Raw genomic sequence first — 25,566 nt, 5'->3', positions numbered from 1 at the left:
AGCTACTTCCCCCTCAGCCCTCTCCCTAAGTTTGCCGCGGAGTTTTTCGCATGTCCGCTGTTTCTCCCTCCGACGCCTTTGCGGAAGCTCCCGCTCGCACCAGCAAATCGGCTCGCGAACTCACGCTGCTCGAACAAGTCGACCGAGTCCTCGCGCCGCTTGCTTCCCAGAAGATTGCCGTGGCCATGTTTGCCTATGGCATCTTTGTGATCTTCATCGGCACGCTCGCGCAAACCGAAATGGATATCTGGCAAGTCATGCCAGCCTATTTTCGCGCCGTGATCATGTGGGTCGATCTCAACCTGATTCCCTCGGTCTTTTACCCGGGGTGGAAGACCCTCAAGGTTCCGCTGATTCCCATGCCGGGCGGTATGGTCGTCGGCGTGGTGATGATTCTCAACATTGCCTTTGCACATATTCGCTGGGTGTTGCAGCTCAAGACGAAGATGACGCCGCTTCTCGCCGGCATCGGGTTGGTCGCTTTCGGCTGGCTGTTTACACTGCTGATTATTTTGAATGGTCATAATCGCGGCGGCTTCCAGGCTCAGCCCCCGTTCAGTTGGGAACAGTTCTGGACCGGCTTTCAGCTGGCCATGATTGCCACGTGGGTCGGAGCAGTGTTTGCGTACATCTGGCTCGGCGTTCAGCCCGCCTTTCAACAAACCAAGCTCACCATCGTCCGCATCTCGATGCTGGGGCTGTTCGGCGGTCTGCTGCTGGCGTACTCGACCCTCGTGTGGTTCTTGCTCTTTCAGCTGGAATTCCCCGGTGCCGAAGCGCTCCGCATCATGTGGCAACTGCTGCAAGGCACGCTCGCCGGCGTCGTACTGTTGGTGGGCTGTTGGCTGGTGTATCAAAAGCGCGGCGGCGTGGTGCTACTCCACCAGGGCCTGCTGTTGCTGATGTTCAATGAATTGTTCGTGGCCCACTACGTGGCCGAATTCAACATGTCACTGGTGGAAGGGCAAACGACCAACTACCTGCGCGATATTCGCTCGACCGAACTGGCCCTGATCGACCGCTCGAATCCTGAAAAGGACGAGCATTTCGTGGTTCCGGTCGATGTGCTAATGGCGAATGCCACGCTCAACGAGAAGCTGGCAAAAGAGAATAAGCCCCCGCAAGCGATTGAAGACCCGCAGGGTCTGCTGCCCGTTTCGGTCACGGTTCTGCAATACGCACGCAATGCCGATACTCGCAAACTGACGAAGGACGAGAAATCGCCAGCCACGGCGGGCATCGGGTTGAAAGAGACCATCAAGGTTTTAGAAGCGGCGAAGGGAACCGACTCAGATAGCGCCGTCGATCTCGCGGCGGCCTACGTTCAATTCAAGGACAAGAAGTCGGGCAAAGACCTCGGGACTTTTCTCCTCGCCCAGGTCATTACCGAGCAAGATGATTTATCAAAATTAGAGGCGGTTGCCGACGGTGATAAGTCTTATCTGACTGCCCTCCGCTTTAAGCGGCAGTACGTGCCGTTCACCGTGCAGTTGATCGACGTCCGCAAGGACGACTACGTCGGCACGGCGACGCCCAAAAACTATTCGTCCGACATCAAGCTCACCGATACGAGCAGCGGCATTCACTCCGACGTCCACATCAAGATGAACGACCCGCTCCGCTATAGTGGGCTGACTCTGTATCAAAGTGGTTACGTGCCGCTGCCCGGCGGACTCGAACAAACCAGCCTGGCCGTTGTGCGCAATAACGGATTTTTGATTCCCTATGTCGCGGTGATGATTATCACCGTCGGCATGATCGCTCACTTCCTGCAAACACTCGTGCGCTTCTTGCGGCGGCGCGAGTCGGAAGATCTGCAAAGTGGCGATATTGTGACAGCTGAGTTGGCCGAGCCGGTAACCAGTTCGGGCAAGCCTGGCAAGAAGGCGGCGAAGGCAGAGCTCAAGGTGCTGCGCCCGAAGCAGCCCTTGTTATCGCGAGATAAGATCATCGGCGTCATTGCCGCCAGTGTGATCTTTTTGATGTTTGTGGGCTCAGGCCTGCGAACTCCCAGAGTCGCTGCGAACCAGTTCGACTTCGAAGCCTTCGGCCGCTTGCCAGTTGCTGAATCGGGCCGCGTGAAGCCGCTCGATACTGTCGCTCGCAACGCGCTCCTTCTCATGCGCCAGCGTGAATGGGCCTATGGCAAGAAGTACGAAAAGATCGCCGCGAATCGCTGGCTGCTCGATGCCATCTCCGGCGCTGACGCGGCCAACGAACATCGCGTGATCAAAATCGATGATCCCGACATTCGCAAAATGCTCAGCTTGAAGGACACCAAGGGGCATGTCTTTGCCTTCAACGATCTCATTCCCAAGTTGCAAGAGTTGCAATCGCAAGTCGAAGCGGCGAGTAAGACCGCCAAAGACAAGCAGACGGCGCAGCAGCGCGGGCTGATCAAGATCGCGCAAGGGATGCAGAATTACATCAAGCTGAAAAAAGCGCTCACGCCGCTGCCATTGCCCTCGCCCGAGCAACTCAAGGCCAATCAACAACTGGCCGAGCGGACGATCGCGGCGTTTCGCATGTGGAAGTCGGAAACCGAAATGCTCAAGACCGAGCATCCGCCGCGGCTCATTCCGGGCCAGGTGGTCGACGAGAAGACCGGCCAGCGAACCGACAAGATCGATTGGCTCCTACTCCCCGAAGCTTCGCTCGATAGCTTCATTTCCTCGCTGAATCCGAATAACGAACCCGATCGCCGCCTCGCTGCGTTCAACACCATTATCGATGCCTATGTCGCCGATAATCCGTCCGAATTCAACGCCGCTGTCGCCCGTTACGAAGCGCTGGTGCAAAAGGCCGATCCGCCGGAATATCACGCCTATAAGTTGGAACTCGAAACGTGGTTTAACCACTTCTCGCCGTTTTACGTCGGCATGATTTTGTATGTCGTCGCGTTTCTGATTGCGATGATCGGTTGGCTGATTCCTTCGCGCACGATGAGTTGGACGGCATTCACGCTGGTGGTTCTCACGTTCATCATGCACACGGCCGCGCTCGGGCTGCGAATTTACATTTCGGGTCGGCCGCCGGTAACGAACCTCTATTCGTCGGCGATCTTCATTGGCTGGGCTTGTGTCTTTTTTGGCATCGTCGCCGAGCTGGTCTTCCGCATTGGCCTCGGCAATCTGGTGGCCACGCTCTGCGGTTTTTCGACGCTCATCATTGCTTACTTCCTGGGGATCGACGGCGACACAATTGGCGTGATGCAAGCCGTGCTCGATACGCAGTTCTGGCTTGCCACGCACGTGGTCTGCATTACGCTCGGCTATGGCGCCACGTACTTCGCGGGCTTCATGGGCCTGCTCTATGTGATTCTCGGCGTTGCCACGCCGCGCTTAGATGGCGGCAGTCGCAAGATTCTCGCGCGGATGATTTATGGCACCACCTGTTTTGCTATTTTCTTCAGCTTCTTCGGCACCGTGCTCGGCGGCTTGTGGGCTGACGATTCCTGGGGCCGGTTCTGGGGCTGGGATCCCAAGGAAAACGGCGCTCTAATCATCGTGCTGTGGAATGCCCTCGTGCTGCATGCCCGCTGGGACAAGTTAGTCGGCGATCGTGGTCTCGCCTTGCTGGCCATTGGCGGCAACATCATGACCAGCTGGTCTTGGTTTGGCGTAAACGGCCTGGACGTCGGCCTGCACTCGTACGGTCAGAAGTTCGGCGTGATGGAAACGCTGGCGACGTTCGTTCTGTCGCAGCTAATCATCATCACCATTGGCCTTATTCCACTAAAGTATTGGTGGAGTGTGCGCCAAGACTCCGGCAACGGTCCCGCAGCTCCGCAGAGTACTTAACCGGTAGTGCTCCTCACGCTCCGCCGCAAGGTCTTACTCCCCGCAAAGCATCACGCGCTGGCGTGATGCCGGCCAGTTGCCCTAATTGCTGACTCTGGCCCTGTTCGGTATGCTGCGCTCAGTGCTTCATTGGCAGAATTGAATCTCAGAATTCAGGTCAGCGGAACGACTTGCGGCGTTGTCCGACGGGGGTTGGCAACGGAGTTTGGCGATCAAACCTGGCAAGTCTGGCTGACACCACGTTTCACGCGCTCAGGATGCTCTTTCGCGTCTCACTGGGCAAATTCATCGTAGGAGAACACACATGGCTTACACACTTCCGGCTCTTCCTTATGCTAATAACGCGCTTGAGCCGCACATCGATGCCCGCACGATGGAAATCCATCACACCAAGCATCACCAGGCATATATCAACAACGTCAACACGGCCATCGCCGGCACCGAATGGGAAAAACTCCCCGTCGAACAGCTGATTGCCGACATGAACAAGATTCCCGAAAACATTCGCGCCACCGTCCGCAACAATGGCGGCGGTCATGCCAACCATAGCTTGTTCTGGACCGTGATGGGCCCCGGTGCTGGTGGCGAACCGACCGGCGAACTGGCCGCAGCCATCAATGCCGCGTGCGGCAGCTTTGCTCAGTTCAAAGAAGCTTTTGCGAAGGCCGGTGCCACGCGCTTTGGCAGCGGTTGGGCCTGGTTGAACGTCGTCGGCGGCAAGTTGGTGGTCGAAAGCACTGCCAATCAAGACAGCCCGCTGATGGAAGGGAAGACGCCCATCCTCGGCTGCGACGTGTGGGAACACGCGTATTATCTCAATTATCAGAATCGTCGCCCGGACTACATCACTGCGTTTTGGAACGTGGTGAACTGGAATGAAGTCGCCCGCCGTTTTGCCGCAGCCGCCAAGTAGTCGCTCCCGTAGCGTGGGCTTTAGCCCACGTTGCAGCCATCGTACGACTCGTCGTGGGCTAAAGCCCACGCTACAAAAAACTAGCGGGGCAATGATTAAAAGCATGGCCCCGCTTTTTCGTGCGCCCATTTCTCACGGGCCACTTCAATTCGTAGAATGGTCACTCTTATCGCGCACCTTGTCGAATCACCACGAACGTGAAGTGGACCCGCTGCCATGCAAGACTTCGAGCGTTTAGGCGTCTTCTATTTAGGCAAACAATACGACCTCGAGCGCAAGCAGCACACGGACGAACTGCTACTGTATGACTCGAAGGATCTGACCACACACGGCGTGATTGTGGGCATGACGGGCAGCGGCAAAACGGGTCTCGCAATCTCACTCCTGGAAGAAGCAGCCATCGACGGCATCCCTGCGATCGTCATCGATCCCAAGGGGGATCTCGGCAACCTGCTGCTCACGTTTCCCGATTTGAAGGCTAGCGACTTTGCCCCGTGGATCGATCCGGCCGAAGCGCTGCGCAAGGGACAGAAGCCGGAGGAACTGGCCGCCAAAACAGCCGAACAATGGAAGGCCGGCCTCGCCGAGTGGGGACAAACGCCCGACCGGATTGCGAAGTTTCGCGACGCGGTCGATATCGCCGTCTACACACCCGGCAGCAGTGCGGGTATTCCGCTGACGGTGCTCCGCTCACTCGCAGCGCCGCCGCAGTCGACGGTGCAGAATGCCGAGGCTTTTCGCGATGCCATCTCCGCAGCCGCAGCTAGCTTGCTGGGCCTGATGGGGCTCGAAGGTGATCCGCTCCGCAGCCGCGAACATATCTTGCTCGCCAACATTCTCGACCGCGCCTGGCGCGACGGCCAAAGCGTCGATATGCCCGCGCTCATTCGTTACTTACAGCAGCCGCCATTCGACAAGATCGGCGTCATGGATCTCGAAAGCTTCTTTCCCGCGAAAGAGCGCTTCGCCCTCTCGATGCAGTTGAACAACCTCCTTGCATCTCCTGGCTTCAGCGCGTGGATGACCGGCGAACCGCTTGATATTCAGCGGCTGCTCTACACGCCAGAAGGGAAGCCGCGACTCTCGATCCTCTCCATCTCGCACCTCTCCGATGCCGAGCGGATGTTCTTCGTCACCATTCTGCTCAGTGAAACGATCGCCTGGATGCGCAATCAATCGGGCACGTCGAGCTTGCGCGCTCTCCTCTACATGGACGAAGTGTTCGGCTACTTTCCGCCCAGCGCCAACCCACCCTCGAAGACGCCGATGCTCACGCTGCTCAAGCAGGCCCGCGCGTTCGGCCTGGGTGTGGTCCTGGCAACACAAAATCCGGTCGATCTCGATTACAAGGGCCTATCTAACTGCGGCACCTGGTTCCTCGGTCGCCTGCAAACCGAGCGCGACAAGCTGCGCGTGCTCGATGGCCTGGAAGGTGCTTCGGCCACGGTGGGTCAATCGTTCGACCGCGGCCAGATGGAAAGGATCCTCTCGGGCCTCGGCAGCCGCGTCTTCTTGATGAATAACGTCCACGACGACGCGCCGGTTGTCTTTCAATCGCGTTGGGCCTTGTCTTTCCTTCGCGGGCCACTCACGCGCGAGCAAATGTCTCAGCTGATGGCGGAAAAGAAGGCTGCACATGTCGATACTGGTGGTGCTGCCCGGGCCACCGCGCTGCTGGGCAACGCCAGCGAGCAGCGGTCGGTCTTGCCGCCAGAGATCATCGAGCGTTTTCAGCCGCGGCGGTTGAGTCGCGGTCCCAATGTGGGACTCACCTATCGCCCGCAGTTGGTCGGCATTGCCAAGGTCCATTTTGTGCAGTCGGCGTCTGGTGTCGATCATGCGCAGGGACTCACCTTTGTCGTGCCGCTCGACGAAGCACTGCCGGCCGAACCGTGGGCCGAATGCGAACCGCTCGAAGACGAATCGCTCGAGCTGGAATCGACGCCCGAGGACAAAGCGCAGTTCAACGCGCTCCCGGCCGAACTGACGCGGGCCAAGCAATACACGTCACTCACGACCGCGCTCAAAGACTTCATCTACCGCAATCGCAAACTATCGATTTGGAAATGCGCGGCGCTCAAGCAATGTTCGCAGCCCGGCGAAACGGAAGCTGACTTTCGCGTCCGCTTGTCGCAAGGAGCCCGCGAGCAACGGGACTTATTGGTGGAGAAGTTACGCACCAAGTACGCACCGAAGATCGCCAGCATTCAAGAGCAAATCCGCAAGGCGGAACAGCGGGTCGAGAAAGAAAAAGCGCAGGCCTCGCAACAGACCATGAACGCTGCCATTTCCATTGGCACTTCGCTGCTCGGCGCGATTTTCGGCCGCAAACTGGCCAGTACCGCCAACATGACCCGCGCCGCCAGCAGCGTGCGGGCGGCAACGCGGATCTCCAAAGAGCGGCAAGATATCGGCCAGGCGAATGAATCGGTCGAAGCGCTCGCGCAGCGACTCGCCGATCTGGAAGCGGAGTTCAAAACCGAGAGCGACAAAGTCGCCGAGCAATTCTCGGAGCAAGCGCTCGACTTGAGCGAAATTCAGATCACGCCCAAAAAGACCGACATCGCCGTGAATCAGGTTCTGCTCGTTTGGCAACCGTGGCTCGTCAAACCCGATGGCAGCTCCGAACCAGCCACCTAACTCGAAGTAGCCGGAAGCGAGCATTGCATGTTCATGGCCTACTGCACCCCGACTGACGCACGTACGTTGGGCAGAATCGCAGCGGCAGTCTGCTCATCGAGAACTGGCGATTCGAGCGCAAGCTTGTCGAGCATTCCTTGCAAGTTCTGCTGAATAGCGAGCATCAGCGGGTCGATGGTGGCTTTGCGATCGCGCTCGGCAGTCACTTCAATGGCGGGACCGACTTCCAAGATCACTTTCAAGTGGCCATGAATCTGACACTTATCGGTCAGGTCTTCTTCCAGCTTTTCGATCGTTTCTAAGATGCGATCGACACTCGGGCGCGTAGTTAGGTACTCGGGCGGATAGCTCGACAGTTGTTGAGCAAGATACAAATCGGCCAGATCGCGCCAGCGCCGCGCGCGTTCATCCGCTGCAATGGTATTCGCCACCATCTCCGGCAAGATCTTGGTCCGCAGCGTTCGTACGCGCGGCACGGTGGTTCCTTCCTGGGCACTTCCCAGCCAATGTTCTTCTAAGGGTCGAAGAAGCCGATCGATCAACTTTTGCAGTCGTTCGGCCAATGTGCCCGTTTGCGTCTGTCCGAAATACTCGATCTCTTTCAAGCTCAACAGCGCCAGTCCGGTCTTGGAAACTCGCGACATCAAGTCGAGTTGCCGCTGCGGTTGCCACGAGAGTCGCTGCTCGATGCGCGTCAGCACCTGGTCGGCAGCGCTGGCCAGATTGCCGCGAAACAAATACTTTACCGCCACCGGATGAACCACGACTTTACCGGGCGGAGTCATCTTCGAACGCTTCTTTGCCGCTGCCCGCGCGATGAACGCCACGCCGTCGAGCAGAGCATGCAGATAATCGGCAGTCCGGCTGGTTGCCCCTTCGGGAAAGATCACCAGCGGCCTTCTGCCGCTGCTTAGTAAGTCGATGGCGGTATTGATCGCTTGTCGGTCGACTCCTTCGCGATTGACGCTGAACGCGCCCATCATCCGGATGATCGTCGAGTTCAACCACCCGTGCTGGAACAAATGCCAGCTGGCCATCGCATACAGTTCGCAATGGGCGGCTTTTGATAAAAAGCCCATCGCCACCGGATCGGCAGTGCGCGGATGGTTGGGCGTGATCAAAATTGCATGCTTCGCGGCCAGTGATGCCTGCAGGAATTCGACGCCGCGAATCTCGTGCTCCACTACCCCTTCTTTCCACCGCAGGTAGTTGTACGGCAGGCGAATAAGCTGAAAGAACCAGGGAAACACCCAGCTGTGAAAAGCGGGGGTAAAGCGGTAGGGTTTTTCGACAATGATCTTCTGCATGGCCAGCAGTTATAGCACAGCAGCAGTTCGTCGTTGACGGCTGGCTGAATCCTCATGTGATGCGACAGAGGTCCTAGGCATATCCCCGCGGATGAGCCTGATGCCAGTTCCAGGCTGAGGCGACAATGGTTGGCAGGTCCGAATAGCGGCATTGCCAGTCGAGCGTGCGTTGGGCCAGGGACGAATCGGCCACCAGCGCCGGCGGATCACCAGCGCGTCGAGCCCCCATCATCGCGGGAATGGGATGGCCGGTCACTTGGCGGCAGACGTCAATCACTTGCTGCACGCTATAGCCCGTGCCGCTGCCAAGATTCAGTTTGAGACCCTTACCCGGCTGCAACCGATCGAGCGCCCGCAGGTGTGCCTCCGCCAGATCGTCGACGTGAATGTAGTCGCGAATGCAGGTGCCATCGGGTGTGGGATAGTCGTCGCCGAAAATCGTCACTCGGTCGCGCTGACCCAGAGCGACTTGCAGAACGATCGGAATCAAGTGGGACTCAGGACGATGATCCTCGCCAATAAGACCATCGGCGGCTGCCCCCGAGGCGTTGAAATAACGGAGCGCGGCAAAGCCAAAGCCATAGGCTGCGGCAAAATCGTCGAGGATCTGTTCGACCATCAACTTGCTGAAGCCGTAGGGATTGATGGGCTGCTGCAGTGTCGTTTCAGCAATCGGCGACTTCGCAGGTTCGCCATAGGTGGCCGTCGTACTCGAGAAGACGATCTTGCGCACGTCGGCCCCATGCATCGCCTGCAACAACCGCAAGCTGCCGACGACATTGTTCTCGTAGTACTTACTGGGATTAGTGACCGATTCACCGACCAGCGCAAACGCGGCGAAGTGCATGACCGCTTCGACTTGCTGCGAGCGCAGCAAGTCGACCAACTTTTGCGTATCGCTGAGTTCACCCAGAATCAGCGGCGTATCGAGCGCGGCCGCTGCATGCCCGCAGGAGAGATTGTCGTAGATCCAGACCTGATGTCCCGCGTGCCGCAAGTGACGCACGGCATGCGAACCAACGTAGCCTGCACCGCCAGTTACCAGAATTCTCATGCCCGGCCCATCTTCAAAGTAGTCAGTGTGTCATCACGCAGAGACGTTCGCTGACATCTTAGCGCGGCAGTCCTGAACGGAAAGGGATACTTTTCCGCAAAGCGGCCGCCGAGCTGACCCCTCGCGCGGTTGTAGCGAACAATCTGCCGGCTGCCCGAATGTCGCAGAACTCGGGTAGCCAGCGCCGACAACAAAGATACACCGCACTCGGCCCAAGTGCGGCTGGCCGTACACAAACTTCACTTTGGCACCGCATACTCGCTACGACTGTTATCATGCCGCCGCGGAAGACACTCAAGGTCGTTCAAGCTGCACCCGCTGCCGGGGGACAAACGGCGCGCTGGGTCACGCTTTGCCTCGACTATCTGCGGACGGAGTGCCACCTCGCGGCCAATAGCATCTCGGCCTACACCCGCGACCTGAAGCGGCTGCAAGAATGGCTCGGCGATCGCGCGGTGCCGAATTTGACTGTCCGCGATCTGAGCAATTACCTGGCTTGGCTGCAGCAGAAAAAGTTAGCACCGACGAGCATCAGCCGGCACATGGCAGCACTCAAGGTGTTCTTCCGCTTCTTGCAAGTCGAAGGAGTGCTGAAGGAGAACCCGGCCGAGTTACTCGCCACGCAAAAGCAGTGGCAACGAGTGCCCGATGTCCTCTCCGCCAAGCTGGTGAAGGAATTGGTCGGCGCGCCGCAGCCTTACGATCCGTTTCCGCGCCGCGACCGCGCGCTGCTCGAACTGCTATATGCCACAGGCTGCCGCGTGTCCGAAGTCTCGTCGCTGCAAATGCGCGACCTCCATCTGGAAGAGCGTCATTGCCTGGTCCATGGCAAAGGGAGCAAGCAGCGCCTTGTTCCACTCGGCGAAGGTGCGCTCAATACGCTGCGCGACTATCTCGCAACCGAGCGGCCCCTGTTCGTAGCCGCCGCTCGCACGCCGCCGAACTGGGTATTGCTCTCGCGGCGGGGCAAACAACTTCGCCGCGAAGCCATCTGGGAACTAATTAAGCGGTACGTCGCGCGCGTCGGCGGCCCTGCGTCCGCCAGCCCGCACACAATGCGGCACTCATTCGCGACTCACCTGCTCTCGGGCGGCGCGGACCTGCGTCAGGTGCAAGAATTGCTCGGCCACGCCAGCATTGCCACGACCCAGATCTACACCCATGTCGACCAAACGCGCCTGAAGAAAGTTCATCAGCAGTATCATCCGCGGGCCTAGTTTATCGTTCGCTTCCCACGCGACTACAGTTCCCGCACAAAGATGTTCCCAAACTGCATGGCTTCGCCATGATGCTGCAACCCGATGGGTCCGCGCTGCGGCACATCGGGGAGTTGGGCTTTGTCGATAATCAGTTCACCGTTGAGGACCACGCTCACGCGGTCCCCCTGCATCGTAATGATGAAGCGATTCCACTGCCCGTTGGGCTTATCGGCCCGCTTCTTGGGTGTCACTCCTGCACGCACTTCGGCGGAATACTTTTTGTTCGTGCGGAACTCGGTGATTTCACCACTGCCCACCGGGCGGCAGCAGATGTTGGCCTGCGCGTGTTCGTAGCCGCGCATCAAGATGCCGCTGTTGCCAGCATCGTCCACCGCCACCAGTTTGGGCTTGCCATTTTCATCGACGGCGTCCTCGCCACTAGGAAGCACGAGTGGCCACTCTTTTTTCTGCGGCTTGTTCGGCAATCTCCAATCAACCACGAGTTCGAAGTCGCCAAATTCTTGCTTGGTCCACAGATGTTGATCGTAGGGAGTTTTGGCTTCGCTCTTGCCGTCGTAATCGAGCCGGCCGTCGTTCCATTTCCAATGCCCTTCGTTGCCCTCGACTTTGCGCCAAGCGCTTAGTTCAGGATCGGCCAGCAGCGGGACGAATCCTTGCGCGGCATTCGCAGTTGCTGAAGGTGGTGCGTTGGTGGAAGGGAGTTCGCGAATCTGAATATTGCGGAAGTGACATTCCGAACCTTCTGACTCCAGGCAGATATAGCCCTTGCGCGGATTGCACTCCGTGCCGCCGGAAACCTCTTTGCCGTTGACGTGCAACTTGATGATGCCGTCGTTGCAAACGACACGATAGTGATTCCACTCGGGCGATGGCTTGCATCGCTTCTCGCTCGGCAAGCAGCGCTGTGAACCCTTCGGATGGGGCCGATCGGGCTTCATACTCGCCCCCCAAATGCTGAAGACGTCGCCGTGACTGGTGTAGCTTTCGGTTTCGCGACCATCGAGCACTTGCACTTCGATGCCGCGCGAGAAGGGAGTTCCGACTGCAGTCAGCGGATCGCCCCACACGAATACGCCGGCGTTGCCGCCCGCTTTCAGATGCCGCCATTCCAGTTCCAGAATGAAGTTCTCGTACATCCGGTCGGTTCGGATCGTTCCCGTGGGTTTGCCAGTGCTGACGATGATGCCGTCCTTCACCGTGAACGTATCGGGAGCGACGTTCACGATCTTCCAGCCCGTCAGATCTTTGCCGTTGAAGAGGGGCGTGAACTTTTCCTCATCGGCAGCTGTGACAATTGCCGCGCATGCGAGCATCATTCCGCAGGCCACCAACCGTGCACTTCCAACTGACATATTCATCGCAAAACTCCGCAGCTGTTGCCAGCTGATTGACCAGTCGAATGTGATTGCCGCCCTGCTTCCGCGGAATATTCCGCAGAAAACAAACTCCGCTGCGCCGTCAGTGTAATGCGGCGAATAGCTGGATGCCATTCTGATGCGCAACGAGCGAAGCTTGGGGCAAGATTTGACTTGGCCGATTCCTGACCTAGATTTCAGATGGCACCGGCCTCTCGGGGGCGGATTCTGCCAGTTACCGGCGAACACATTCGTGGCGAACAGTTCGTTCGCGCCGGTTCAGCGTCTTGCTGCAAGGTTGTGTCATGCTGCGCGCCAATCACGACGGCCCATTCCCCTGTCGCCGAACCACTAGTCTGGTTCAGGCGTTATCGCAGCATACTCGCCGCGCGGAGGACCGTCGCAACGGTGAGAGTGAACGCCGCAAGCCGCACCTTGAATGCCTTGAACCACGATACTTGATGACCGCCACGCCCACTGGCGATTGGCAAGACCTGCTCAGCCACGGCGGTTGCAGTTGCTCCGTTTGCACCGGTCAGGGGCTGAATCAAATCTTTGCTGGTACGGCCACCACAACGACCACCGGTACCGGCACGCTGGCCACTACAAGTCCGCTCAGTTCGATTCCGCTGCTGAGCAGCAATTCCGGCGCGACGGCCAAGTTGTTTCTCGATTTCAACGGCCATACGCAAGCATCGTGGGGAAGTTACACGAATGTCATTACCCCCGTATACGATCAGGATGGCGATCGCACCACGTTCAGCGCGGGCGAGTTGAATTCCATTCAAGAGATCTGGGCCCGTGTCGCTGAAGACTATGCCGCGTTCAATATCGATGTCACCACGATCGATCCTGGCAGTTCAGCTGATCGCGTCGTCGCACGGGTTGCCATCGGCGGTAACTACTCCGATTGGTTCGGCCACTCGGCCGGTGGTGTGGCCTACATCGGTGGCTTCTATAACGGCGCGCCCAACGTGGGCTATGTCTTTGAAGATGCGCTGGGCAATGGTGCGCCGCGGTTTGTTGCTGAAGCAGCTTCGCACGAAGCGGGACACTTGTTCGGCCTTTATCATCAGAGCGAGTGGAACGGCAACACGCTGGTCAGTTCGTATTCGCAAGGGAATGCCGCCTGGGCTCCCATTATGGGCGTGGGCTATTACTCGCAGCGAACGACCTGGCACAACGGAGCGACCGATAGCAGCCCAACTGCCTATCAGGACGACATGGCGATTCTCGCCAATGCGTCGAACGGGTTTGGTTACCGGGCCGATGATTTTGGCAGCACGCTGGCGCAGGCCTCGGCACTCGCCTCGAATGCGGGAAGCGTAAACTTTGCCGGGCGAATTGGCTCCAACACCGACCAGGACTGGTTCTCGTTCACGACGACCGGGGGCGCACTCAACCTGACCCTGAACGTCGCGCAGTTCGGCGCGAACCTCGATAGTGTCCTCGAGCTGCGCGACGCGACGGGCACGCTGCTTGTCACAGCTAATCCGACGAATTCTCTCAGCGCGACTCTTACTTCGACGCTGGCCTCCGGCACGTACTTCGTCGTGGTTCGCAGCACCGGTGGCTATGGCAACGTGGGACAATACACGCTGGCCGGCTCTGTTCCCGTGAGTGGTTCGGTCGGCGGCGGTGGTGGGAGCGGCGGCGAAGATACTTCCGGCCCACAGCCCGAAATTAACGTCCTCAACGGAACAGTCGCCGTGCAATCGGGCGGCACAATCAGTTTCGGCAGTTTGCAGGTGGGCAAGTTTGTCAACAAGGTCATTACGGTCAAGAACACCGGACCTGGAGTGCTCAATCTCGAATCGCTCGTTGGCACCCTGCCACCGGGCTTTACGTTGGTGAGTAACTTTGGCAGCCTGACGTTGGCATCGAATCAGTCGACGAGCTTTACCATTCGCTTTGCGCCGACCACTGCCGGCGCGGTGAGTCAAACGCTCAACATCGGTTCGAACGATGCTGACGAAAGTGCGTTTTCGCTACAACTCGTTGGCACCGCCACACCTGCCCCACAGCCTGAAATCAATGTGGCCATCGGCACGACCGCTGTGCAAACGGGCGGCACGATCAATTTCGGCAGCCTGCAAGTTGGTCAGTACGTCAATAAGACGATCACGATCAAAAACACGGGGCCGGCGAGCCTCACGCTGCAAAAACTGGTCGCGGCCGAGATGCCACCCGGATTTACCATCGTCACGAATCTGGCGAAGACCGTGTTGGCGAAAAATCAGTCGACGACCTTCACCGTTCGCTTCACACCTTCAGCCGTCGGCAGTGTTAGTGAGTCGATCACACTCTTCTCGAATGACGCTGACGAAAGTTCATTTGTCATCAATCTCAATGGCACTGCAACGCCCGCCCCGGTGATTCGTGCCATCGACAACGGTGCCACCGGCTTCACAAGTACAGGCACGTGGACGCGCTCGACGACCGTCGGACGCGAAAAAGACATTCAAACGGCGCTCAAAGGAACCGGCACGACCACCGCGACCTGGACCTTCACGAACATGCCACCCGGCATTTATCGTGTGCATGCCAGTTGGACTCAGAGTTCGGCTTATGCGACGAACGCTCCGTTCACGATTTTCGATGGTGCCACTGAACTCAGCACCGTCCGCGTGAATCAAGAGCGGGCTTCAAGTGGGCTCACGTGGGGCGGCACTGCCTGGAGCAATCTCGGCACGTTCACGATCACGGGCGATACGGTCCGCGTCACGCTCACTAATGCAGCCAACGATCGCGTGTTGGCCGACGCCGTTCGGATCGAACGGATCGGTGATCTTCCCGAAGCTGAGGGTGCTGCTGCGGCCGCGAGCGAACTCCACGGCCTTCCGGTCGTCGACTCTTCGGCTACAACCTCATTCCACAGTTCGTTTGAGAGCACGGCGAACAATTTCTTCTGGGCACCCACTTCATTTTTTGGTTCCGGAGCAACGGTGATGGCCGGTCAATCGCAGCTGACCCCCAATTCGGTCGATGAAGTGTTCGCCGCCACAGCTGATGCCCGTCCGGAACTGCAGCTACTTGAGAGCGCGCTCGATCTGCTTCGTGTCAGCAACAGCCCTTCATCTAGCAAGCTAACATCAAGCAGTTCTAACTCGTCTTCATCTTTGAATGTTGAGAGCCCGTCGTTCGAAACCCTGCCCACCAATTGGCTACTCGACGATCGACTCGACGCGCTGCTGAATTAGGTTCGCCTTCGCTTGGCGAATGGTCATTACCCGATCGCGCCGATGAACTCCAACGTGGGCAGAATCACTTGCTGCAAAAAGGCAAAGTGAAAAAGCAGGCCGATGGGTAGCAAGACGATTGCCGCAGTGAAGGCCCGACCGATCAGGCCGCGACTCAGGCCGAGGCGTTTACCCACTCGGCTGCGTTCGAAAAGAACCGCACATCCTTGCAGCAGGAAATAGATCGTCGGCAGCCCGATTCCTTGGCGCAAGGGGACCGACATTACCAGATCGTGTACGACTCCCGAGAAGAGAAACACGGCCAGCGTCGACCAGATGACGCCAACGCGGCGCAGCAGAGGCCGAAAGACGAACTCGCGACCCACATCGTGAAACGCGAGATTCCAGCGCTGGCCCCAAAAGTCGCTCAGCGACGTGGCCCAGAGGGGGCGATTCATAATGGGTTGCGCATTTACGCCCAGCAGGCGCCAGGCGATCGAAAGCAAATGAGCGACGCCGAAGAGCAGGGTCAGCGCGATTCCCACAATTCCCACCCAGCCGGTGACGAGCAGCGGCAGTGAAGTGGTGAAGCGGGCAACACCGAAGAGAAGAGTCAGTCCTGCTGCGGTCTTCAATAGCGCAAGCACAACCTCTCGCCGAGTGGGTTTCACAGCGGGCTCGTTGCCCAAGAATGCGTCCGCGTCCATGCCGGGCCACAAGAACAAATAGTTGAGCGCATCGGCGAAACTGGCATTACGAGCTGCCTCGGATTCGGCAAATGTCAGCCACTTGAAGCCTGCATAAACAGCGGCTGCTAACACCCACGCAGTAAACCACACCGGCCACTGTCCGGCGAGCGCAAAAACAGCAAGCGGCAGCAGTACAACAGGTAGCCAGGCAAACCTGTGTAAGGAGACGGGCTTCTCGGCGGTATTGGTGAGTGTAGACATTGGTCAAACCTCCAACCGCAAATTTGGTGCCGAGATAACCGGTAGTAGCTTTGCCAGCAGCTGCCCTACAATGTGTCACAACCCGGTTATTCGCCCGTCTGAATGGAGCTTCCGCTATGGCGCCATCTCAATCCCCTGCGCCTAGCAGTCAGTCTGGTTGCCCAGCCAACAGCGACCACGACCGCGAAATTCCCGCCACCGATTTGCTCACACCCCTTAAAATTCGGGACGTGACGCTGCGGAATCGAATCGTGATGTCTCCCATGTGCCAGTACAGTTCGCAGGATGGTCTGGCCGACGATTGGCACCTGGTCCATCTCGGCAGTCGGGCTGCGGGAGGTGTGTCGCTGGTCTTTGTCGAAGCGACGGCGGTAACTGCCGAGGGGCGCATCTCGCCCGGCGATATGGGGATTTGGGGCGATCAACATATCGAGCCCCTCGCGCGGATCGCGCGGTTCGTTGCCTCTCAAGGAGCGGTGCCGGCGATTCAACTGGCTCATGCCGGTCGCAAAGCCAGTTGCCAGCAGCCATGGCTAGGTGGTGCCCCAATCAAGACCGCTGCCGAAGGGGGCTGGCCCGTAATTGCCCCCAGTGCGATTCCGTTCCATGAGGGCGATCCTGCTCCGCTTGCGCTCGATCGACAGGGAATCGATGCCACCATCGAGGCCTTCGCCGCGGCCACTCAGCGTGCGCTCACCGCGGGTTTTCAAGTGATTGAACTGCACGCCGCACATGGCTACTTGCTGCACGAATTCCTCTCGCCCCTTAGCAATCAGCGCACCGATGAATACGGCGGCTCGCTCGAAAACCGGCTGCGCTTGACACTGCAAGTTGCCGAGCGAATGCGTAAGATCATTCCCCAAGGACTGCCGCTGTTCGTCCGCATCTCCGCCACCGACTGGGTCGACGGCGGCTGGGACATCGAGCAATCGGTCGTCCTTTCGCGCGAATTGAAAGAGCTGGGGGTCGACCTGATCGACGTCTCTTCTGGCGCGCTCGTTCCTACTGCCAAGATTCCCGTCGGCCGCGGCTATCAAGTCCCTTTCGCCCGCCAGATCAAAGAGCAGACCGGCATTCTCACCGGCGCGGTCGGCATGATCACCGAACCGCAATACGCCAACGAGATCATCACTGGCGGTTCAGCTGACCTCGTCTTCATTGGCCGCGAATTGCTTCGCGACCCCTACTGGGCACTCAAAGCCCAGCACGAACTGGGAGGCGAACCGGCCTGGCCTATTCCCTATGGCTATGCCGTGAAGAGGAGAGCGAAGTAGTTCGCACGAAGTTGCCCCGACCTACATAGCCCGACGCGTCAGCGAGGGAGCTACATCATCATGGGTTCACTGGCTGAATAAATGAATTCAGCGAGGCATGTGCTTTTCAATCGTGTTGCTTACGTCAGTTCGGAGTTAACGAGTGAGCGAGTGTCTCCCTCGCTGACGCGTCGGGCTTAACATGGGAGAAGCCAGCTACGCCAAAACCCGCTTGTGCGCTTCGCCGGCGATCTCTTGCACGTAGCGGGGGACGGCATAGCCGGGAAGCTGAGTGCGCATTTCGGCGATCAGTTGCAGGCCGCGGCTGATGGGAACTTCGAAGTGGGCAGCGCCGGCCACGCGGTCGAGTTGATGCAGGTAGTAGGGCATCACGCGCAGGTCGGTCAGCCGGCGGGAAAGATCGACGAGCGCCGTTGTGGAATCATTCACTCCGCGGAGCAGCACCGACTGATTGAGCAGCGGCACGCCCGCATCGACGAGGCGGGCAAGTGAGTTGGCCACGTTGTCGTCAATTTCCTGGGCATGATTGGCGTGAATGACCACGAGTGGAGTTAGCCGCGTGCCGCAGAGCCAGGCTAGGAGCTCGCTGGTCACCCTAGCGGGAATGATGATTGGCAAGCGCGTGTGAATGCGAAGTCGCTTCAAGTGAGGAATGGCGGCGAGACGTTCGGCCAGTTCAGCCAGCGTGGTATCGACCAGCGTGAGCGGATCGCCGCCGGAGAGCAGGACTTCGTCGAGAGAGTCGTCGGCGCGAATCAGGTCGAGAGCGGGCTCCCAGTCATCGACTGACTTCGGCGCAGTTGAATACGGGAAGTGTCGGCGAAAACAATAGCGACAGTGGACCGCGCAGGCCCCGGTAGTAATGAGGAGTGCCCGGCTTTGGTACTTCTGAATCAGCCCAGCCGATTTCGTGGCGGCAGCATCCCCCACGGCATCGGCAGCAAAGCCCGGGACTTCGTCCAGCTCTTCGCCCAGGGGCAACACCTGCCGCAACAGTGGGTCGTCCAATCGCCCAGGTGTCATTCGCCCGATGTAACCCCCTGGAGCGAACAGCGGAAAGGCTTTGGCGGCCGCGCGGGCAGCCGGCAGCAGAGAATCTGGAAGATCAAGGGCGGTAAGTAGTTGCGCGGGGTCGCGGACGGCCGATTTAAGTTCGGCATGCCAGTCGGCAGAGGACACCTTCAGCCCACGCATTGGGCGGGGGGAAGTGGCGCAGGCAACTGTTTCGTCAACCGCTACAATTCTCATTCTCACACCATAATCCCAGTCTTCTAGTTAGCGTAGCAGGGTCACGAACGTGGCGACGTACAAAACCAGCGATTTCAAAAAAGGCATCAAGGTTCAGATCGACGGCGAGCCTTACCTGATGGCGGAAATGAACTTCCGCAAGCCAGGCAAGGGGAACGCGCTGTACGAATGCAAACTGAAGAACCTCATCCGCGGCACTACGCTGCAACGCGTCTTCAAGGGTGGCGACACGCTGGAAGCGGCCGACGTCGAAGAGGTCGAAGTGCAGTACCTCTACCGCCAGGGAGACACCTGGGTCTTCATGCATGCCGAATCGTTCGAACAATATGAGCTCGACAAGGATAAGGTCGACGACGCCTGGAAGTATCTGAAGGACGGCATGGCCTGCCAGATGATGCTGTTCAACGAAAAGCCGGTCAGCCTTACCCCGCCTGCTCACGTCGAACTAAAGGTCGAATACTGCGATCCAGGTGCCCGTGGCGATACCGCGACCAACGTCACCAAACCCGTCAAGCTGGAGACGGGTGCCGAAATCGCCGCGCCGCTGTTCATCAACATCGGTAACGTGCTGCGGATCGATACCCGTACTGGCGAGTACATCGAACGCGTCTCGAACTAGCGTCTAGTTTTTCTCATGCTCGCCCCCGGCTCAAGTCAGGGGCGTCGGGTCAAACGATGTCGAGCGATTTTCTCCCCTCCTGCTCGCTCGACATGCTCCATCAACGAGCAGAACTGCTCCGCCGCCTGCGGCGCTTCTTCGATTCTCACGGCTTCGTTGAAGTCGAAACGCCAACCCTCTCGCGCGATTCGGTGATCGACGAGCATCTCGATCCACTCCGCGTGACGTTGTTCCAAGACGCCCGCGAGCCTGATCAGGGCGAGCCGTTCTATCTGCAGACCTCGCCGGAGTTTGGCATGAAGCGCTTGCTTGTGGCGGGAGCTACGGCCATCTATCAAATCACGCGCGCCTATCGCGGCGGCGAAGCGGGCCCGCTGCACAATCCCGAGTTCACGATGCTGGAGTGGTATCGCGTGGGAGATGATTACGAGGACGGTCGAAGATTGCTCAGCAATTTGGCCAGTGCGGCCATTGGTTGCGACGATGCGGAGCAGATCACGTTTCGCGAAGCCTTTCAGCGGCACGCACAGGTCGACCCATTTACCGCTGATGTGCCGCAGTTGGGTGCGGCACTTCAGGCCAACGGCAAAGAGGTTGCAGCCAATGAGCAAGACCGCGCAGTCCTGCTCGATCGGCTCCTGACCGAATGTGTCGAGCCAAAACTTGGTCAGGAGCGGCCGACGATTTTGTACGACTACCCAGCCAATCAATCGGCGCTAGCGCAAGTCCGCCCCGCCGACGACCAGGGAAACCCCGCCGTGGCCGAACGGTTCGAGCTGTACATTCGGGGCGTCGAACTGGCCAACGGCTATCACGAACTGCTCGACCCCGCCGTGCTGATTGAACGCAATCGGCAGAACAACGCTCGGCGGGCAGGAGCGGGCAAGTATCAACTTCCGGAGCAGAGCCGACTGGTTGCGGCCATGCAGCACGGCCTCCCCGCGTGCTCGGGATGTGCACTCGGGGTCGATCGGCTGCTGCTGATCGCAGCGAATGCGACGAGCATTCAGCAAGTGCTGGCCTTTCCGATTGAGCGGGCTTAGCCGCTGACTAAGACCCGCGACAATTGCCATTTGCTAGCACAGCTTCCCCAGGCCAATTAGTCTGGTGCCATCGCCACTAACCCAGGTGGTTTGGGTCTCGCACCAGGCAGGCCCGCGCTAGTTGATTTACCTCTTGAGTGTGCTGCATGAGCCGGTCTGTTTGTTCGCCTTTGTCGTGTCCGTCGCCAAGTCTCGTCGGAGCCGCCACACGCAGCTTGAAGCAGGGGCGGCGTCTCTTGTTCGAGACCCTCGAGATTCGCGCCACGCCGACGGTCGGCATCATGCGCGACAACATGATCGCCGAGATTCTGGAGCAAGCGCCGCAAGTGGTCTCCTAGGTTCCGGCACTCCTGGCGAAGATGCGGACCAACGGTACCTTCACCGATTTGAACTACAACGGCGGCGATGCAGGAGCAGCAGCCATTCAAGAACACGGGCGACGACTGGAAGTCTTGACCGTTGCGAACAAGTGGCCCGACCCAAGCAACGGCTACTACAACGATGCCTCGCTGCGGAACCAGATCATCACCTCTTGGACCTATACGGCCAATTCGATGCCGCGCGTCAGTGCGCCCAATTGGTGGTGGGGACAAATTGGCGTTCCCACTGGCCTGGCCGAACCGCTGCTGCTGGCCGACGACATGATTCCCCTGGCCACCCGCAATTCGGTCCTTACCAAGTACTTTGGCTCGGCCTGGAATCCCGGCAAAAACCAAGGCGCGAATATGCTTTCGCAGGCCGGGCCTGCCCTGATTCAAGCGGTGCTGCAGAACAATCCCAGTCGCATCAACACGGTCGTGACGAGCGTCACGAACGAAATGTTCAGCTACTCGGGCGAAGGAATCGCCCGCGACCTTTCCGTGATGCATCACGGCAGTGGCTGCAAGTTGAATTTCTATAGCGGCAGCTACGGCGTGAACTATCTGAACGACACCGCCAAGCTGATGCGTTGGACTTCCAACTCGATGTACAACTTCAGCCCTGCTGCTGTCGACCTCGAACTGCGCCTGCTGCTCGACCACATGGAGTTTCTGACCCGCGGCGACACCATGGACATCGCCTCGGGCGGACGTTCGATCACGCGACCCGGCAGCATCACCTATTGGCCGATCGAAATTCACGAAGCGGCCGTCGACATGCAATCGCAAGGCCGCCGACTGCCGGAACTCGAAGACGCCATCGATCGCTATTTGAATGGCATCGACGAAACCAACTACCTTTCCGGCAATCGCTCGCTCTATCGCGGCGATGCCATGCTCCACAGCCGGCAAGACATTACCGCCACGGTCAAGCTGTTGTCGAATCGCACCCTGCGGCCCGAAACGGCCAACAACGAAAACACCAAGGGGTTCTTCCTGGGCGATGGCTTCACCATGTTCTTGCAGGATGGTGATGAGTTCGGCGCGCGGGGCGAGCAGGAGATCATTCCGACCTGGAATTGGCAGCGAATCCCCGGCACGACCATTCAGCAAAACGGCGTCATTCCTTACGAAAACATGTTCAGCGGCGGCTCGCGCACCGCGGGCTCCAGCAGCCTTGTCGGCAGCACTTCGGACGAGAAGTATGGCGTGGCAATGATGGACTACAAACGCGCCGGCGTTACGCTGACCGCGCGCAAATCGTGGTTTTTCTTCGACGATGAAATCGTCGCGCTAGGGGCCGATATTGATGATGCAGCAGCGAACTCGTCGGTCTTCACCACCCTCAACCAAGTCCTGCTCGATGGGGACGTGACCGTCTCCGATGCCGCGGGCGGTCGCCGCACCTGGGGCCTTGGCACCACCGACACTCTCACCGGCAAGTCGTGGATCGAGCACGACGGCCTCGGTTATGTGTCGCTCGATGCCACCAGCAAGCTCACCGTTCAGGCACAAACGCAGACCTCGGGGAGCATCAGTCTGCCGGTGTTCAGTGCCTGGGTCGATCACGGCAAGAAGGTCCAGAACTCGACCTATGCCTATGCCGTCGTTCCCGACGTTTCGGCCGATCAACTCGATACCTACGCCAACAATCTTCCCTTCGACATTCTGGCCAACACAGCCACTGTCCAGGCTGTGCGGCATCGTGGGCTCGGTCAAACGCAAGTCGCCTTCTTTGCAGCTGGTTCGATCTGGCTCGATGCCGATACCAAGCTCACCGTCACGCAGCCCTGCGCTCTGATCATCAAGCAGGACGGCGATCAGTTCACGATCACGGGTGCCGATCCTCGCCAGGGAACAGCCGCGATTGTCATTAATGTGAATCGCCAGCTCACGGGCACCGGCGTCACTTGGAACGCGGCTACGCAAACGTCGCGCATCAGCTTCGCGCTTCCGGCGTCCCCCTATCAGGGCTCGAGTATCACGCGCAGTTACACCCTCGGCGCGCCGGTCACTCCTCCCACGACCCCGCCGACAACGCCGCCCACCACGCCTCCCGCTGCTGCAACGCCGGTCGTCTACGACGCCGAAACACGCATCCTGACGGTGGCTGGCGGCTCCGGTGCCGATCGAATCATGTTTTCGCAAGACAGCACCGGACGAATCTCGGTGCAGATTAATTCGGGCACGAAGGCAGGTCCATTCAGCAATGTCGAACGCGTCATCGTCTTCGGCCAGGCTGGCAACGACACGATCTCGGCGAACACCTTGAAAGTTCCGCTCGAAATGTATGGTGGCGATGGGAACGATTACCTGTATGGTGGGTCGGCCAGCGATCTAATCGTGGGTGGCAACGGAGCCGATCAAATCCGCGGCAACGGGGGGCACGATGTGATCCTCGGCGGCAATGGTGCCGATTACTTGTACGGCGATGCCGGCAACGATCTGTTGATTGGCGGCCTGCTCAGCTTGTATCCCGATTCGCTCATCCCCGCGTTCACTCCCACCGCCGTGGCTAGCCAACCATGGGGCACGGACGTGCAAGCGACATTGACTAGCCTCTCGGCGGCGCTCACCTCCTGGGTTGCCAACATGACCACGCTGCCGTCGCAACTGGCGACCGAGCGGAGCGAGATTACCAAGGACGGGACAAGTCGCGATCTGCTCTTTGGTGGCTCCGGTGCCGATTGGTTCTATGCCGCCGTTGCTCAACAAGACATGCTGCTCGACCTGCGCAAGAACGAAGGAGATCGTAGTGACGAACTCCCCGCTGCGACGTAAATTCTCGGCCTAAACGTTCAACAATTCGCTTCATTGTTAGTAGCCAATCTCACGGAAACACGAGAGTTGCGCCATTTTGTTCCCAGCAATCAGCCCGATTGTTGAACACCCCCTTTGCCGTTCACGCACGCTTTTGTCTCTCGCAAGCGGATTGCGAAGTCTTCTGAAGTAGCTGAATTCGCCAGAATTCAGACGTTTGTGAAGACTGAATTCTGGCGAATTCAGCTACATTGCAATCGTCCTGTCATCGCTCGCAACTCGCTTGATCTTGGCCACGCTTGGGCTTCGCAGTTGGCTCCAGTGTCAGCGTTATCGCCGAGGTTTATCAACACCCCCCTTTTGCGTGCATCACTGCAAACTGTTTAGCGGCAACGAATTGCGCCCAAGTTGCAATTCCGAAATCATCCTGTTTGTTGATAAACCCCCTGCAGCACTCCTACCGCCGGTGAATTTCCAAAAATGCCAACAACACAGTTCCTCGCACCAGCGCGAACTGCACCCTCCGCGCACGCTCTTCCACCAGGTTGCCAAACAGCCGGTTAAATTATTGCGAGTTAGTGAACAACTGTCAAGTATGTTTGGGTGATTTGTGCCGCCCGACTTTGCACGATGGCATTGACCAGTCGCGCCGGTTGTAAAGTTGGACGAATTCCAAAGGAGTTGGTGACCTATTTGTGGCTCGATAGGATGAGCGAATGAAATTTTCCATGCGAGAAATGTTTCTGGTCGTTTTGGCTGTCGCTCTGGCTTTGGGCTGGGTTCTGGACAAGAACATCTACCATCGACAGTTCGTGGCTTACGAGCGGCTAAATGACGCGCTGTACGACAAATTGCGGTCAACCAGTTCCGCCAAGCAGATTCGCATTGACGTGACATGCGGCGGCGTACAGAGAAGATATGGCTACGACAGAGCACCGCTGGAGGAGTAGCGTGAAACTGGGCTGCACTTGCAGGCCGTTGTGTTGGTAGATTAACGGCAGGTTCCGCCGTGCCTGTTGCGCGCGGCGGGCCGTTCGTTTCTCTCTCAACCGCGCTGAGACTCCCCTTTGATCACCCGCATCACCGGCAAGCTGCTGAAGGTTCAAGAAGACTCCGTGCTGCTGGAACTCGATCACTTCGAGTATCAGGTGTTTATTGCCGAGTCGACGCGCCGCTCGCTCAGCCAACTGGTGGGTCAGAACGTTTCGCTGCAGACGATCTATTACATCGATGGCGACCCCTCGCGCGGCCGTGTTACGCCGCGGCTGGTCGGCTTCATGAGCGAAGTTGAACGCGAGTTCTTCGAAATGTTCTGCTCGGTCGACGGCCTCGGCGCGAAGAAAGCCCTCCGCGCCATGGTCCGCCCCGTGCAAGATATTGCCGAAATGATCGAAGAACAGGACGCGAAGGGGCTCTCTTCACTGCCGGGCATCGGTGCCGCCACGGGCGAACGCGTCATCGCCAAGCTCCGCCGCAAAATGTCGAAGTTCGCCCTGCTCATTGCCAAGGACGTAAAGTACGAAGCCGAAGTCAAGCGCGACGTCGTCGAAGAGGCCTTCGAAGCCCTTCGTGCGCTGGGTCACTCCGAACAAGACGCCCGCAAGAGCCTCGATGGTCTCCTGAAGACCAAACGCAAGTTCGCCGACGTCGAAGCCGTGCTGCTGGCCGTCTATGAGCAGACCCATACGAAGAAAACGGCCGGGGAGTAAGTCCGCCCGGGCCTTTCCGTTTGCTGGCAGGCTTTGGTCTAGCCCCAGCTTTCTCTGGTATTGCGGCGGACAATCGACCATAATCAGAGCTGGCTCCGGCGCTCGACTTTTCGTCGCCGCGGCTCCCGCCCCGCAC

At 58.7% G+C, this 25,566-nt stretch carries 17 protein-coding genes; 12 read left to right on the top strand and 5 right to left on the bottom strand.

Annotated elements, in window-relative coordinates; all coding sequences use genetic code 11:
* Positions 1-50 precede the first annotated feature (50 nt).
* The 3 genes from ccsA to ETAA8_RS34055 all read left to right on the top strand — a co-directional run bounded on the left by ccsA (position 51) and on the right by ETAA8_RS34055 (position 7,353).
* On the top strand, positions 51-3,800 hold the full coding sequence (gene ccsA / locus ETAA8_RS34065; RefSeq protein WP_145099925.1) for a cytochrome c biogenesis protein: 3,750 nt from the start codon (positions 51-53) through the stop codon (positions 3,798-3,800).
* A gap of 304 nt (positions 3,801-4,104) precedes the next feature.
* Positions 4,105-4,713 carry a superoxide dismutase gene (locus ETAA8_RS34060; protein ID WP_145099922.1) on the top strand — a complete coding sequence of 203 codons (609 nt, stop codon included), beginning with the start codon at positions 4,105-4,107 and terminating at the stop codon, positions 4,711-4,713.
* A gap of 216 nt (positions 4,714-4,929) precedes the next feature.
* A complete protein-coding gene (locus tag ETAA8_RS34055) occupies positions 4,930-7,353 on the top strand; it encodes an ATP-binding protein (RefSeq protein ID WP_145099919.1) in 2,424 nt (807 codons plus the stop codon).
* 38 nt (positions 7,354-7,391) lie between these two features.
* Here the strand turns inward: ETAA8_RS34055 and ETAA8_RS34050 are convergent, their stop codons facing one another.
* Both ETAA8_RS34050 and galE read right to left on the bottom strand, forming a co-directional pair.
* Entirely contained in the window at positions 7,392-8,660 is a 1,269-nt protein-coding gene (locus tag ETAA8_RS34050; RefSeq protein ID WP_145099916.1) for a 1-acyl-sn-glycerol-3-phosphate acyltransferase, read from the bottom strand.
* A gap of 73 nt (positions 8,661-8,733) precedes the next feature.
* Positions 8,734-9,714 carry a UDP-glucose 4-epimerase GalE gene (gene galE, locus ETAA8_RS34045; protein ID WP_145099912.1) on the bottom strand — a complete coding sequence of 327 codons (981 nt, stop codon included), beginning with the start codon at positions 9,712-9,714 and terminating at the stop codon, positions 8,734-8,736.
* Positions 9,715-9,989: 275 nt separating this feature from the next.
* Between galE and xerD the strand changes: the two genes are divergently transcribed.
* Positions 9,990-10,931, top strand: a complete 942-nt coding sequence (xerD, locus tag ETAA8_RS34040) for a site-specific tyrosine recombinase XerD (protein ID WP_145099909.1) — start codon at positions 9,990-9,992, stop codon at positions 10,929-10,931.
* 23 nt (positions 10,932-10,954) lie between these two features.
* On the opposite strand, the gene ETAA8_RS35120 is transcribed toward xerD, so the two are convergent.
* Positions 10,955-12,292 (bottom strand): 3-keto-disaccharide hydrolase, encoded by a 1,338-nt coding sequence (locus tag ETAA8_RS35120; protein WP_202921443.1) that lies wholly within the window; start codon positions 12,290-12,292, stop codon positions 10,955-10,957.
* Positions 12,293-12,750: 458 nt separating this feature from the next.
* Here ETAA8_RS35120 and ETAA8_RS34030 point away from each other — a divergent pair, with 458 nt between their 5' ends.
* Entirely contained in the window at positions 12,751-15,489 is a 2,739-nt protein-coding gene (locus tag ETAA8_RS34030) for a choice-of-anchor D domain-containing protein (RefSeq protein WP_202921442.1), read from the top strand.
* 26 nt (positions 15,490-15,515) lie between these two features.
* Here ETAA8_RS34030 and ETAA8_RS34025 read toward each other — a convergent pair whose 3' ends face one another.
* On the bottom strand, positions 15,516-16,418 hold the full coding sequence (locus ETAA8_RS34025; protein ID WP_145099903.1) for an MBOAT family protein: 903 nt from the start codon (positions 16,416-16,418) through the stop codon (positions 15,516-15,518).
* Positions 16,419-16,534: 116 nt separating this feature from the next.
* Here ETAA8_RS34025 and ETAA8_RS34020 point away from each other — a divergent pair, with 116 nt between their 5' ends.
* Entirely contained in the window at positions 16,535-17,692 is a 1,158-nt protein-coding gene (locus ETAA8_RS34020; RefSeq protein ID WP_145099900.1) for an NADH:flavin oxidoreductase/NADH oxidase, read from the top strand.
* A gap of 195 nt (positions 17,693-17,887) precedes the next feature.
* On the opposite strand, the gene epmB is transcribed toward ETAA8_RS34020, so the two are convergent.
* A complete protein-coding gene (gene epmB, locus ETAA8_RS34015) occupies positions 17,888-18,940 on the bottom strand; it encodes an EF-P beta-lysylation protein EpmB (protein WP_145099897.1) in 1,053 nt (350 codons plus the stop codon).
* 49 nt (positions 18,941-18,989) lie between these two features.
* Here epmB and efp point away from each other — a divergent pair, with 49 nt between their 5' ends.
* The 6 genes from efp to ruvA all read left to right on the top strand — a co-directional run bounded on the left by efp (position 18,990) and on the right by ruvA (position 25,430).
* Positions 18,990-19,559 (top strand): elongation factor P, encoded by a 570-nt coding sequence (efp, locus tag ETAA8_RS34010; RefSeq protein ID WP_145099894.1) that lies wholly within the window; start codon positions 18,990-18,992, stop codon positions 19,557-19,559.
* Positions 19,560-19,615: 56 nt separating this feature from the next.
* Positions 19,616-20,602 carry an EF-P lysine aminoacylase EpmA gene (gene epmA, locus ETAA8_RS34005; protein ID WP_145099891.1) on the top strand — a complete coding sequence of 329 codons (987 nt, stop codon included), beginning with the start codon at positions 19,616-19,618 and terminating at the stop codon, positions 20,600-20,602.
* Between the two features lie 146 nt (positions 20,603-20,748).
* Complete coding sequence (locus ETAA8_RS34000) at positions 20,749-20,940, top strand: hypothetical protein (protein ID WP_145099888.1); 192 nt, start codon at positions 20,749-20,751, stop codon at positions 20,938-20,940.
* A gap of 21 nt (positions 20,941-20,961) precedes the next feature.
* A complete protein-coding gene (locus tag ETAA8_RS33995; protein WP_145099885.1) occupies positions 20,962-23,742 on the top strand; it encodes a polysaccharide lyase family 8 super-sandwich domain-containing protein in 2,781 nt (926 codons plus the stop codon).
* A 695-nt stretch (positions 23,743-24,437) separates the two neighbouring features.
* Positions 24,438-24,671 carry a hypothetical protein gene (locus ETAA8_RS33990; RefSeq protein ID WP_145099882.1) on the top strand — a complete coding sequence of 78 codons (234 nt, stop codon included), beginning with the start codon at positions 24,438-24,440 and terminating at the stop codon, positions 24,669-24,671.
* Between the two features lie 117 nt (positions 24,672-24,788).
* Positions 24,789-25,430: a Holliday junction branch migration protein RuvA gene (ruvA, locus tag ETAA8_RS33985; protein WP_145099879.1), complete on the top strand. Its 642-nt coding sequence runs from the start codon at positions 24,789-24,791 to the stop codon at positions 25,428-25,430.
* Positions 25,431-25,566 lie beyond the last annotated feature (136 nt).

This window comes from Anatilimnocola aggregata, assembly GCF_007747655.1.
Classification (GTDB): domain Bacteria; phylum Planctomycetota; class Planctomycetia; order Pirellulales; family Pirellulaceae; genus Anatilimnocola; species Anatilimnocola aggregata.
This window is presented reverse-complemented; position numbering and strand designations above follow the sequence as displayed.